The following is a 13,615-nucleotide window of genomic DNA, read 5'->3' as shown; positions in this document are numbered from 1 at the left end:
CTGCATTTATAAACGAGTTTGTAAATGCAAGTCATTTTTTACATTTTAGCAGTAGAAAAAAAAATATGATTTAATTTAAAACCTTAGGCTTGACAGGGTTAACTATTTGATTTTTATAAATAATTAAATTGATCAAAAAATGATCAATTCAAAGAAAAGCCTTATCTTTTGAGCCGGACAAGTTGTCAAGTCTGTTTCAATCCACAAAGTTATCCACAGCTTTTGTGGACAACTGTGGAAAAGTCCAAAAGATAAGCATCTTGACTAAAAAATGAACGCAATCGTTCAATATATCAATCTAAATAAAACATGAAAATGAAACTAATAAGACATTTTCATGAAAATAAATTCTTTTGATGCGATAGCGGTCCGAATCGGCTAAAATTGCGCGGTATTTTTTTTATGGGTTAATCTCGTCTATGTACTCGCCAGTTGAGTCCGAACAAGGATTTAATTTCAAACCTGAACTGCCAACAAGCTCAGCCTACTACCGTTTGTTGAAGAAGCTTCGCCGACAGGTCGGACATGCCATTCGTGACTTCAAGATGATTGAAGAAGGCGATAAGGTCATGGTGTGTATTTCTGGTGGTAAAGACAGTTATACCCTGTTGGATATCCTGCTACAGTTCAAGCGCATCGCACCGATCAATTTCGATGTAGTGGCTGTGAATCTGGACCAGAAACAGCCAGGCTTCCCGGAAGATGTATTACCTCGTTATTTAGAAGAAAATAACATTCCGTATTACATTTTGGAAAAAGACACCTACAGCATCACCAAAAAGTTGACGCCTGAAGGTAAAACCTACTGTGCAGTCTGTTCGCGTTTGCGTCGTGGTTCTTTATACGGTTTTGCGCAGGAAATTGGTGCGACCAAGGTTGCCTTAGGCCATCATCGTGATGATATCCTGGCGACTTTCTTCCTGAACCTGTTCCATGGCGGCAGCTTGAAAGCCATGCCACCAAAACTGTTGTCTTCAGACAAAAAGAACATTCTGATTCGTCCACTGGCCTATGTGGAAGAAAAAGACATCATTAAATATGCAGAAATGCGTCAATTTCCAATTATTCCATGTAATTTATGTGGCTCTCAGGACAACCTGCAGCGCGCAATTATCAATGACATGTTACGTGATTGGGATAAAGCACATCCAAAACGTCTGCACAGCATTTTTGGCGCATTGCAAAATGTTTCGCCATCGCAGCTGGTCGATCGTGAATTATTTGATTTTGAAGTGCTGGACAGCCAGCGTGAATTCGACTTCAAAGGCGGTGATTCAACTGAAGAAGCTGTGGAAGGCGAGAACCGCCGGATCAATATGGTCAATCTGGGCTTTGCTGCAGACTAATTTTAGAACGTGTAGACATCAGCCTGCGGGTTGATGTCTGCTTATAAACATAAATAAAAATAGAACTACAAAAATTGAACGGCGCGTACAAAATTCGTTAGCCTTTGCGCTAATGATCATGATATAACAAAGCACAAGCATAATAGCTTCAACATGATGTCGTCTGGATAGTCGACACAAATGAACAAATAATTTGAGGAAAGATCATGCCTGCTTTTTTAACTGATGATTGGTTTTCAACTGTAGAAACTCTAACTGCGCAAGCTGGCGATTTGAATTTGCCACCAGCTTTGGCGAACCTTGCGATTAATTTGGTTGTAGCGGACACTACAGGTAATACTGAACTATCTTTAGATGGTGGGGCAATCAAGAAAGGTTTGTCTTCAAATGCCAAAACCACGCTGAATATGGATGGCGAAACTCTACGTAAAGTTTTCCTGGAGTTTGATATGGCGGCTGCGATGCAGGCCTTTATGACGGGTAAAATTAAAGTACAAGGTGATATGTCACAATTGATGGCACTTCAGACTGCAAAACCAAGTCAGGAACAAAAAGATTTGTTCAAGAAAGTACTTGAAAATACCACGGCTTAATTCTACTAAGACATTAGCCTGAATAAAGACGAAAAAAGCTTACCCTGAGGTAAGCTTTTTTTATGGCATTTTGATTAATGCTAAGGTTTTAGCTTAGATATTCACCAATTGTGGTGTGGTCTTGATATGTTCCAAATAAGCACGAATGCGGGTCACATATTGTACCGCTTGACGGTAGCGACCATTATTGGCTTTATTCTGATCCAGATAGGCATATAAGTTCACCCAGTTATTCGGGTTCTTGCCTTGCGACTGAATGCGCTTTTGCAACTGATTCACTGCACCTGGGCCCATATTATAAGCTACCAGTGCAAACCAGTTCCGATCTGGAAAAGGAATATGATCATAGCGACTAAGCATTTGATCATAATACTTGGCACCACCCTGAATGCTTTGAGCAGGATCGGTACGGTTACTCACGCCCATGGCTTTTGCTGTACTGTTGGTCAGCATCATCAAACCACGCACACCCGTCGGAGAAACTGAATTCGGTTTCAGATAAGATTCCTGATAACCAATGGCCGCCAGTAAATGCCAATCCAGGTCATACTGCTGCGCTGTCTGTTTAAAACTCGCTTCATAGATCGGCAGACGGTTGTTCAAATCACGTTGAATGGTGGTCCAGGATTCCTCTTTCACCACATTCTGATTATAAAATGAAGCAAGCTGCTTGATGGCACCACTTTGTTTACCTTTGCAGACAAAAGCACTGGCCGTCTGGCTCAAAGGATCTGTAGCAGATTTAAATACCAGGTTTAAATTGGTATTCAAGCCATTACTCGACAGAATCGATTCATCGCCACAAGTGGCCGAGAACGACGTCAAACGCTTGTTTTCAATGGTGCGTATATCAGTAGTCGTCATAGCCAGATTGGCTTTACCCTGAGCAACCCACTGTAGGGCAGTCTGATTATCAGGAACGATTTTAAAATCGAGTTTTACATTCAGATTGTTGGCATAGTTACGAACCAGATCATAACCGAAGCCATGCAGATGTTGTCCATCCTGGAATACGGTAGTCGGATTTTCAACCGCAACCACGGTCAACTTATTGCTATTGACCACATGATCAAACTGAAGTGTGGTCTTACTTGCATTGATACTGTGTAGGGGAATAAATGCAGTGCTCAGTACAAGTGCTTTCAAAGGGAGAGAAGAAATTACAGATCTTAGGCAAAGCCTCGACCCAGTGGATGAACTACTGTGCATGTTGTCTCCGCTACAAGTAATTTATGCCCTAAAAATCACAGCCAACAAAGCCAGAAATTTTAACAGTTTGATAAATTCAATAAGGGTTGGGCAGTCATGACGTCATTCAAAATGACAAGAGATTTAAAGATAATTATGTAGAAAAACTACATAGATTAAAAAGTAAGCATTTCCGGAAGTTGCTGGCATATTAATGATCTGAAAAACGATTGTCAAATTTTGTACACAAATTATTTTTAAAAATAATTTTAAGATATTGAAATATAAAGTTAATTTTTTTGGAATTTTACCATTGTGTTAAAATGGTAAATAAAATAATCTGTTTGTAAGTTAAAACACTGAAAATATGATCAGCAAGACGTATGAAATCCAACTTAATCACCCGTGCTGGACACGATAAATTGGTGGCAGAACTTAAAAATCTCTGGCATGAAGAGCGCCCTGAAATTACCAAAAAAGTGAACTGGGCCGCCAGTCTTGGCGACCGTTCTGAAAACGCAGACTACCAATATAACAAGCAAATTTTGCGTAAAATTGATCGACGGGTCAGGTATCTCGGCAAGCGCCTCGAAGAACTGAAAATCATCGATTTTTCCCCGGAGCAGGAGGGTAAGGTTTATTTTGGTGCTTGGGTGGACATTGAAAATGAAGAAGGCGAACAAAAAACTTTACGCATTGTTGGTGTAGATGAAATTTATGATCATCATCCGCAACATATTTCGATTAGTTCGCCGATGGCACGCGCGTTATTGGGCAAGCAGGTCGATGATGAGGCCGAGGTATTGACCCCCTCCGGCAAGAAACTCTGGTTCATCAATTCAATTCGTTATGAAAAGCCAGAAAATTCAGCAGATTAATGGAATTGATTTTATTTTGTGCAGTTGATGCAGTGAAAGCATAAAAATATTTGCCAAGCGTGATTTTTGTTTATATCATGTCGGCCATGGAAGCGTGGCAGAGCGGTTTAATGCACCGGTCTTGAAAACCGACGAGGGTGTGAGTCCTCCGTGAGTTCGAATCTCACCGCTTCCGCCAAATTTTAAAAACCCAGTCAATTTGACTGGGTTTTTTTATGTCTCAATATTTTTTCAGTTGTTGATCTACTTGATGCTGAATGTGATTATTTCTCTCATCATTCTCTACTGAGTTAAATTCAACTCAAGATCATTGCAATACTAAAATCTTTGAATGAAAATACTCAGATTGGCTTTGATTTCGGATGATTTTTAGCTGAATAAGCTGCTTTTTATAGAAGTTTCGCTAAATTTTATTGCCAAAAATCTAATTTATTTATATGATGGCGGCCAAGGAAGCGTGGCAGAGCGGTTTAATGCACCGGTCTTGAAAACCGACGAGGGTGTGAGTCCTCCGTGAGTTCGAATCTCACCGCTTCCGCCAAATTTTAAAAACCCCAGTCGAAAGATTGGGGTTTTTCTTTTTAGGCTGCAGATCTTGAATATTAAATTCTTCAGTCCTGAACTTAATTCATAAAATCTTGAAAAATGGACGTATCGGCCAAATATAGAGTCAGAGGCGTCAACGCGCTATCATACGTCCAAGCATCATATGGATCTCATTATGAAAATTGTCGCAGATGAAAATCTGGCATTTACCGATTATTTCTTTTCCGAATTTGGTGACATTCAACATCGTGCAGGGCGAACCTTAAGCGCAGATGATGTCAAAGATGCCGATAGCCTGTTGGTACGTTCAGTGACTCAGGTCAATGAAGTACTGCTACAGAATAGTTCGATTAAATTTGTGGGTAGTGCCACCATTGGCACAGATCATTTGGATATTGCTGCATTAGAACAGCATGGGATTCAATGGAGTAATGCGGCCGGCTGTAATGCGCAAGCGGTGGCTGAATATGTCATTACTGCATTATTGCAGGTACGTCTTGAATTACTCGATGCCAATGCGACATTTACCTTGGGTATTGTCGGTTTGGGTAATGTCGGAACCCGTCTGGCTTATATGGCGAAACTTTTGGGCTGGCGTGTGATCGGTTGCGATCCTTTTGTGCAAAGAGAGCAGGTTGATCAAGTCGAATTTCATGAATTGCTGCAACAAGCAGATGCAATTTCGATTCATGTTCCTTTAACCAAAACAGGCGCATATCCAACCTATCATTTATTTAATGCTACTGCATTGGCAAAAATGCAGCCTGACGCGATCTTGATTAATTCAGCACGTGGGCCAGTCATTGAAGAGGCCGCGCTAATCCAGGATATACAGGCGACACATCGAACCGTGATTTTGGATGTTTTTGAGCATGAGCCGGTGATTTCAGCAGAACTTCTGGATCTGGTCACCTTGGTGACTCCGCATATTGCCGGTTATAGCCTGGAAGGCAAAGCGCGCGGTACCCAGATGATCTATGAAGCTTTTTGTCAAACTTTTGGTTTTGCAGCCAATAAACAGTTTGAATCCCAGCTGCCTATCTGTGAGCAGTTTTTTCAGGGGCAGGATTTAAAAATGGCATTGCAACAGCATTTATCCCAAATTTATCACATTGCTCGTGATGATGCCAATCTACGTGCCTGTCTCAAAGAAGGCAAAATCGATCAGCAAGCCTTTGATCATTTACGTAAAACCTATCTGCTGCGTCGTGAGTGGGCGGCACACGGTGGGCCGAAGGCATGACGATGACGTATCAACCCACTTGTGACCTTCAGGCCATGCACGCGCGGGCGACCTTATATCGTCAAATCCGTCAGTTTTTCGCTGAGCGCGATGTCTTAGAGGTGGAAACACCGATTTTGTCTCAAGCCGGTGTGACCGATGTGCATTTAGCCTCGGTACAGGCACAGCGCCATGTGCTGGGTAAACTGAATACACATTATTTGCACACCTCACCTGAATTTGCCATGAAGCGCTTATTGGCCAGTGGCTCTGGACCCATTTATCAAATCTGTAAAGTCTTCCGTGATGATGAACATGGGCGTAAGCACAATAGCGAATTCACCATGCTGGAATGGTATCGTCCGGGATTTAGTTTAAAAGATTTGATGTTTGAAGTATCTGATCTGTTGAATGTGACCTTGAAAGCACGTTTTGGCGAAATACGTCCGACCATTTTGAGTTATAAGCACGCGTTCATGGATCGTCTGGATCTCAATCCGCTTCAAGCCACTTTACAGGAACTGAAAGACTGCTGCCGCCGCGTCGGTCTTAATCTGGATCTGGGAAATGACCGTCTTGGCTATATTGACCTGTTATTTTCACATATGGTTGAACCGAGTCTGGGGTTTGATACCGCAGTATTCCTGACCGATTTCCCCCCTGAAATGGCTTCTTTGGCTAAAACCCGAATCGATGAAGAGGGTGAACTGGTCGCCGCACGTTTTGAGCTGTATATCGAAGGTTTAGAATTGGCCAATGCGTATGATGAGCTGATTGATGCTGACGTATTGCGTTCGCGCTTTGAGGCAGATAATGCTGAACGAGCCAAACTGGGCTTGCATGTCATGCCCATCGATGAGTATTTACTGGCGGCTTTACCGAACATGCCAGAATGTTCAGGGATTGCTTTGGGAATTGACCGTTTGTTGATGATTGCAACCCATCGTATGAAACTGGAACAGGTGATTACTTTTCCGGCAGATATTTCCTGATCCAGCGGATTCGATATTTCTTAATTGTTTTTGTGATAAAGAGAAATTAAGCTATTAAAAAAGCACCCGAGGGTGCTTTTTTATTATTCAACCGCTACGGTTTGTTGCGCTTTGAGCTCACCGAGTGCCTGAATCCGCCGTTCAATCAGCATCTCGCCAATATCTGGTCCCTGAATATCGGCAGGCAGGTCTTGTGCCTTGATGGCACGTACGGTCTGCATGGCATCAAGGACGTATTGTGCTTGTGGATAAGCACGATCTTCCAGACCTAGACGGCCACGTGAATCACATTCACACGCCTGGACGAAAGCTTCGACACGTTCAGGGCGACGTAACACATCCAGACGTTGCAATAATCGCCATAAGGTTCCCGGCTTAAGATTAAAGGCCTGATGGCATTTCAGATGCTCTTTGCACACCGCCAAAGCCAGCTGCCTAGTATACGTTGGCACTTTTAAGCGGTCACACAGTTCATTCACTGGCTTGATGCCACGTTCTTCATGCATGATATGTCGCGGTAATTCTTCAACTGGTGTCAAAGCTTTTCCTAAGTCATGCACTAAAACGGCAAAACGTACATCCAGGCTATAATTTTGACGACATGCCTGCTGCAAGGACATCATCGTGTGAATGCCGCAGTCAATTTCCGGATGATATTCAGGTCGTTGCGGAATGCCATATAAGGCGTCAATCTCAGGGAAGAGTACCTTTAAAGCACCACACTCGCGTAATACTTCAAAATACACATCAGCATGACGTTCGGATAATGCACGGGAAGTTTCTTTCCAGACGCGTTCCGGTGTCAAGGCATTTAATTCACCCGATTCAGTCAAGCGTTGCATTAACGCCAAAGTTTCATCGGCAATCACAAAGCCTGCACTGGTATAACGGGCAGCAAAACGGGCTATTCGCAGTACGCGCAATGGATCTTCGATAAAGGCATCGGAAACATGACGTAGAATCCGGTTTTCCAGATCCTGTTGACCACCATAAGGATCATAAACCTGGCCGGCATCATCCATGGCCATGGCATTAATGGTCAGATCGCGACGAATCAGATCCTGCTCCAGGGTAACGCTGACATCGGTATGAAACTCAAAACCATGATAACCGGCGCCAGATTTACGTTCGGTACGCGCCAGTGCATATTCTTCTTTTGTTTGGGGATGTAGAAAAACAGGGAAATCTTTGCCTACGGGCTGATAGCCTAAGTCAAGCATTTGCGCGGGAGTTGCACCAACAACCACATAATCTTTTTCGTGATAGGGGTGTCCGAGTAAATGATCTCGAACTGCGCCGCCTACTAAATAAACTTGCATGAAAAAACCTCTATTCTTAGAAGCATCATGCTACAGAATAGAGGTTTTCTCAAGTTAAGAAACGAGGCTGATGCGTCGTTATCTTGTCATTGGCTTAAAGTGCATCTTGTTCCGCTTGCTGGATTTCTGCAACAGTGAGTGCGGTCATGTTGATTACACGACGCGTAGTCGCAGTCGGCGTCAAGATGTGCACAGGTTTCGCAGCACCCAACAGAATTGGACCAATCGTTACGTTGTTGCCTGAAGTTGCCTTTAACAGGTTAAACGAGATATTGGCAGCATCCAGATTCGGCATGATCAGCAAGTTTGCAGAGCCTTTGAAACGTGAATTCGGGAATGCAAACTGACGAATGTTCTCATCCAGTGCAGCATCACCGTGCATTTCACCTTCAACTTCCAGCTCAGGCGCGATTTCAGACAGGATGTCATACACCTTACGCATTTTTTGCGCGCTGGCATCATGCTGGTCTGAACCAAAACTTGAATGAGAAAGCAGGGCAATACGTGGTGTCATACCAAAACGGCGAACTTCTTCAGCAGCCAGAATGGTCATTTCAGCCAGCTGTTCAGCCGTTGGATTGGTATTGACATACGTATCGGCAATGAACAGGTTACGGTCTTCAAGCATCAAGGCATTCAAGGTAAAGAAAGTGTTATGACCATCTTTCTTGCCAATGATGTTGCTGACGAAGTCCAGGTGAATGTCGTAGCTTGAATACGTACCACACAGCATACCGTCTGCCATACCATGTTTCACAAGCATCGCTGCGATCAGGGTAGAGCGGCGACGTGCTTCACGCTGTGCATATTCAGGCGTTACACCCTTGCGCTGCATAATGTTGTAGTAATCGTCTGCAAACATTTCATAGTTCGGGTTCTTTTCCTGATCAACAATCGTGATATTCACACCATCTTCAAGACGTAGACCCAATTTTTTGATGTTGGCTTCAATGACAGCTGGGCGACCCACCAGAATCGGGATTGCCAAACCATCATCTACCGCAATTTGAACTGCGCGAAGTACACGCAGGTCTTCACCTTCCGCATAAGCAATACGTTTAGGATCAGATTTAGCCTGTTCAAAGATTGGTTTCATCATGAAGGCAGAGTTGTAGACAAACTCAGACAAACGTTGACGATAATGCGAGAAATCCGTGATTGGGCGTGTTGCAACACCAGAATCCATTGCAGCTTGTGCTACAGCAGGTGCGATTTCTAGAATCAGGCGTTGATCCAGTGGGCCCGGAATCAGGTATTCACGACCAAATGACGCCGATTTTTCACCATAAGTCGCTGCATCAGCTTCAACGTGTGCCATACGTGCAATTGCATGGACACAGGCAATTTTCATTTCTTCGTTAATGGTGGTTGCACCAACGTCTAGCGCACCACGGAAGATGTACGGGAAGCACAGTGCGTTATTCACCTGGTTCGGATAGTCAGAACGACCAGTCGCCATGATCACGTCATCACGAACTTCATGCGCATGTTCAGGCAGAATTTCTGGATCCGGGTTCGCCAAGGCAAAGATGATCGGATCTTCAGCCATGACCTTGACCATTTCTTTGGTCAAAATGCCCGCAGCAGAAAGACCAAGGAACATGTCTGCACCCGCAATCACGTCACCGAGCTGAGTAGCTTCAATGTCTTGTACATAGGCTTTCTTAGATTCATCCAGGCCTTCGCGATGTGTAGTCAGCAGACCGCGTGAATCGGCAACGATGATATTCTCTTTTTTAGCACCCAGAGCACAAAGCAGATTCAAACAAGACAGTGCAGCAGCACCCGCGCCTGAAGCCACGATCTTGATATCTTCAATTTTTTTGCCGTTGATTTGTAACGCATTGAGGAGCGCAGAACCGACAATGATCGAAGTACCGTGCTGATCATCATGGAATACCGGAATATTCATGCGTTCACGCAATTTTTGCTCGATATAGAAACACTCTGGCGCCTTGATATCTTCAAGGTTAATCCCGCCAAAAGTCGGTTCTAATGCAGCGACAATATCCACAATTTTGTCTGGATCATTTTCAGCAATTTCGATATCGAATACATCAACGCCAGCGAATTTTTTGAATAATACGCCTTTACCTTCCATAACAGGTTTAGAAGCCAAAGGACCAATATTACCCAGGCCAAGCACGGCAGTACCATTGGTCACGACAGCAACCAGGTTACCACGAGCCGTATACAATGCAGCAGTTGAAGGGTCGCGTTCAATCTCAAGACATGGTGCAGCTACGCCAGGCGAGTAAGCAAGGGCCAAGTCACGTTGGTTGACCAATTGTTTGCTTGGTGTAACGCTAATTTTCCCCGGGGTAGGAAATTCGTGATAGTAAAGGGCCTGTTGCTTTAAAGATTGTTCGTCCATCAGTCTCTCGATCGTTGTAAAGATTACCCGGTCAGCGGGCAAAGAATTTATTTATGTTCCTGAATATACCATTTGTTAGCCAGTTCGGACAGACAAAGACGGCCGTTTTTCCAACAAACTTATTGTGGTGGGGTATGGACTTAGACTTGGGGTATATAAGTCTGATGCGTCTTGTCTCGCACTAAATAAGCGGTTGCATCCTGCTCAGGAAGCGGTTTGGAAAATAAGTAACCTTGGGCAATATCACAGTCTAAATCACGTAGATATTCTAGCTGCTCTTCAGTCTCGATCCCTTCTGCGACCACAGTCATGCCCATGGCTTTACCCATGGCCACCATGGCACTGACAATCGCTGCCTGTTTGTTTTCCCCAATCTTGCAAACAAAACTGCGATCAATTTTTAGAGTATCAATCGGAAAATCAGCAAGATAGGAGAGAGAGGAATAACCTGTACCAAAATCATCCAGAGCAATATGAATATGTCGCTGTTTAATCTCATTCAACAGATTTTTGACCGCTTCCGAATTTTCGATTAAAGAAGATTCGGTAATTTCCAGCTCCAGACTGGCGCCAGAAATATGGTTATCTGCAATGGCTTGGTCCAAATCATCGAGCAATTGACCACGACGCAATTGCTGTGCCACGATATTGACTGATACACAAATATGATTAAAGCCCAGATCATTCCATTGGCGAATCTGTTTAGCGGCCTGCTGGATCACTAGGCGGCCAATGTCTGAAATCAGGCTGGTCTGTTCCGCTAAGGGGATAAACAGCCCTGGTGCAATAATGCCTTTTTCTGGATGGTTCCAGCGAATCAGCGCTTCAAAGCCATAAATGCTTTGATCGCTGAAATTGATTTTTGGCTGATAATACACCATCAGTTCATTATTCTGGATTGCTTTGCGCAAATCACGTTCCAGGAAAACCCCTTTGTTCTGTAAAGCATTATTTTCACTGGAATAAAAGTGAATAGTATTGCCGCCAAGATTTTTGGCTTCATTCAATGCCTGTTCGGCGCAATTATTTAAATAATCCAGCTGACGGCCATGATCAGGATAGAATGCCACGCCCATGGACAGGGTAATCACATGATCCTGACCGTAAATATTGAATGGTCTGCTAAAGGCCTGAGCGATGCGTTCACAATGGTGTTGAACTGAAGGGCGAATATGTGAGATTTCATAGAGAATCGCAAAATCATCACCATTTAGATGTGCCACAAATAGCGCTTCTGCATTGGTCATGCGCAGCCGCTGCGCCACCTGGCGTAAAAGTTCATCACCGCCGTTATTGGACAGGTATTCATTCAATGGCCGGAAACGGTCGATGTTAAGCCGAATCACAGCCATCTCTTTAATCGAGTCTTTTTGCGAAACCAGATATTGATGCAGCTGATAATTATAATAAAAGCGGTTCGGTAAGTCAGTCAGCGTGTCATAATTTTCCAGATAGGACAGGCGCTGTTCCTGTAATTTACGTTCAGTCAGATCTGATACGATACCAATATAATGAGTAATCCTGCCTTCATCATCAGTCACGGCATTAATATGCAGCCATAAGGTCGACTCTTTACCAGACAGAAATTTTGCATAAACCTCTCCATCATAAGAGCCAATCTTTTGAATCTGTTTGACAATATTGGCCTGAAAAGTACGTTGCTGGGATTTATTTTGCACTGCAATATCAAATAAGGATTTACCGATAATCTCGTCACGCTCAAAACCGCTCAAGTATTCGTAGTGAGGATTGACATCGATATAATCTAATTCAGGATTCAGAATGAAAATCCCTTCCGCAGCCTGTTCCAGTACACTGGCCACCAGCTTTAAACGTTCTTGAGACAGACGTTCCTGCTGGATATCACGACGGATGCCCACCATACGCAAGGGTTTTTTATTTTTAGGATCACGACTGATCACCCGGCCAATATCATGTACCCAACTCCAGCCACCTTCACTGAGCTTGATCCGGTAAGTGGCATCATAGCGTTCAATCTGGCCACGCAGATGCTGCTTCATATTGCGCTTAAAATAGGCCAGATCTTCAGGGTGAATCAGATACTGTAATTGCAGATGATGATCTTTGGAATCGCGCAGAATCTTTTCGTCTTTATGATTGGTTAAGGTGATGCTGCGCTCTTGAATATTCCAGTCCCATGGCCGAATACCGGCAATTTCATGTGCAAGTTTTAGATTCTGCTGCTGATTCTTCAGGTCATGATTGATCTGTTCAATATCATAGGTACGTTCCCGTACTTTTTGCTCCAGCAATTGGTTACTGAGCTGTAATTGCTGTTCAATATCTTTGGATTTATTGACTTCAGTTTTGAGTTGCTGGCACAGTTCATCAGTCCAATGCACTTGCTGTTCTGCATTTTTCACCAAAATATCATTTTCCGCATACAGACGTGAGGTGCGGCTGTGAATTCGATAACTACTTGTCGCGCACAGCAGAATCACTATGAGCGCAAAGTTTAAGGCCAGACCAAAAAAGGGATTGGAATGACCGACATGGTCAAGCTGCGACAGTAAAAAAGGGAATAAGGACGGCAAAAAGACCAGACAAAAATAGCTCAGTTTCTGGGTCAGGTAGGTCAGGCCAAATGCTTGGCTTACAATCAGCAACAAGGCAGACAAGGTCAGTGCTTCAATATCTTCAAATACAGGATTGGCCTGCGGCAAATAGTAATAAATTGTATAAATACCGGCCGCGATACAGCTTCCGACTGCAAGGCTCTGCATCTGTAACCAGCGGTGCGCGCTTTTCTGATTATATTGTTCGGGTTTGAAATACAGCGTATTCACCAGCCAGCACATGCTGACCAGAAGTTCTGTCAGAATAAACCAGGTATTAAAATACGTATTAGAAGGACTATATTGAATGTGATAAATACAAAAAATATAGAGGCAAATCACCATGATACTGAGCAAAAAATAGCGACTATGGCGAAGCGTATTCGCAATTTGAGCATCATGCAAATGCTGCTGAATATAGTCGTCCTGATTATCAACCATGTGATTCAATGCCTGTATTCATCCTAAACGGTTTTCGTCCTTGTGCATTGTTGTTATAAAAACCCCAGGAAATGTGTGAAATCAATTAATAAGTATTTGTTATTCTTTAGTCGAGATTAGATGTCTTAAAAATAAAAATC

General features: G+C 43.4%; 9 protein-coding genes and 2 tRNA genes. 7 read left to right on the top strand and 4 right to left on the bottom strand.

Features of this window, described 5'->3' with window-relative positions; translation table 11 throughout:
* The first annotated feature begins 419 nt into the window (after positions 1-419).
* Positions 420-1,346, top strand: coding sequence for a tRNA 2-thiocytidine(32) synthetase TtcA (gene ttcA / locus Q9R24_RS03190; RefSeq protein ID WP_004280538.1), 927 nt, complete (start codon positions 420-422; stop codon positions 1,344-1,346).
* Positions 1,347-1,552: 206 nt separating this feature from the next.
* On the top strand, positions 1,553-1,939 hold the full coding sequence (locus Q9R24_RS03185) for an SCP2 sterol-binding domain-containing protein (RefSeq protein ID WP_004280536.1): 387 nt from the start codon (positions 1,553-1,555) through the stop codon (positions 1,937-1,939).
* A gap of 93 nt (positions 1,940-2,032) precedes the next feature.
* On the opposite strand, the gene Q9R24_RS03180 is transcribed toward Q9R24_RS03185, so the two are convergent.
* Complete coding sequence (locus Q9R24_RS03180; RefSeq protein WP_004280534.1) at positions 2,033-3,148, bottom strand: transglycosylase SLT domain-containing protein; 1,116 nt, start codon at positions 3,146-3,148, stop codon at positions 2,033-2,035.
* 362 nt (positions 3,149-3,510) lie between these two features.
* Here Q9R24_RS03180 and greB point away from each other — a divergent pair, with 362 nt between their 5' ends.
* From greB to epmA, 5 genes are all read left to right on the top strand, one after another.
* Positions 3,511-4,005 carry a transcription elongation factor GreB gene (greB, locus tag Q9R24_RS03175; RefSeq protein WP_004645740.1) on the top strand — a complete coding sequence of 165 codons (495 nt, stop codon included), beginning with the start codon at positions 3,511-3,513 and terminating at the stop codon, positions 4,003-4,005.
* An 88-nt stretch (positions 4,006-4,093) separates the two neighbouring features.
* Positions 4,094-4,183: transfer RNA gene (locus Q9R24_RS03170), tRNA-Ser, on the top strand.
* A gap of 273 nt (positions 4,184-4,456) precedes the next feature.
* Positions 4,457-4,546: transfer RNA gene (locus Q9R24_RS03165), tRNA-Ser, on the top strand.
* Between the two features lie 180 nt (positions 4,547-4,726).
* A complete protein-coding gene (locus Q9R24_RS03160) occupies positions 4,727-5,794 on the top strand; it encodes a 4-phosphoerythronate dehydrogenase (protein ID WP_311203710.1) in 1,068 nt (355 codons plus the stop codon).
* Positions 5,791-6,765 carry an EF-P lysine aminoacylase EpmA gene (gene epmA, locus Q9R24_RS03155; protein ID WP_311203709.1) on the top strand — a complete coding sequence of 325 codons (975 nt, stop codon included), beginning with the start codon at positions 5,791-5,793 and terminating at the stop codon, positions 6,763-6,765. Before Q9R24_RS03160 ends, epmA begins: the two co-directional genes overlap by 4 nt.
* A gap of 83 nt (positions 6,766-6,848) precedes the next feature.
* On the opposite strand, the gene Q9R24_RS03150 is transcribed toward epmA, so the two are convergent.
* From Q9R24_RS03150 to Q9R24_RS03140, 3 genes are all read right to left on the bottom strand, one after another.
* Positions 6,849-8,084: a multifunctional CCA addition/repair protein gene (locus Q9R24_RS03150; protein WP_311203708.1), complete on the bottom strand. Its 1,236-nt coding sequence runs from the start codon at positions 8,082-8,084 to the stop codon at positions 6,849-6,851.
* Between the two features lie 94 nt (positions 8,085-8,178).
* Positions 8,179-10,458 carry an NADP-dependent malic enzyme gene (locus tag Q9R24_RS03145; RefSeq protein WP_004280528.1) on the bottom strand — a complete coding sequence of 760 codons (2,280 nt, stop codon included), beginning with the start codon at positions 10,456-10,458 and terminating at the stop codon, positions 8,179-8,181.
* A 140-nt stretch (positions 10,459-10,598) separates the two neighbouring features.
* Entirely contained in the window at positions 10,599-13,475 is a 2,877-nt protein-coding gene (locus tag Q9R24_RS03140) for an EAL domain-containing protein (protein ID WP_311203707.1), read from the bottom strand.
* Positions 13,476-13,615 lie beyond the last annotated feature (140 nt).

It is taken from the genome of Acinetobacter sp. RRD8 (assembly GCF_031844225.1).
In the GTDB taxonomy this organism is placed as follows: Bacteria; Pseudomonadota; Gammaproteobacteria; order Pseudomonadales; family Moraxellaceae; genus Acinetobacter.
The sequence above is the reverse complement of the archived record's forward strand: the minus strand, read 5'-3'. Positions and strand labels throughout refer to the sequence as shown.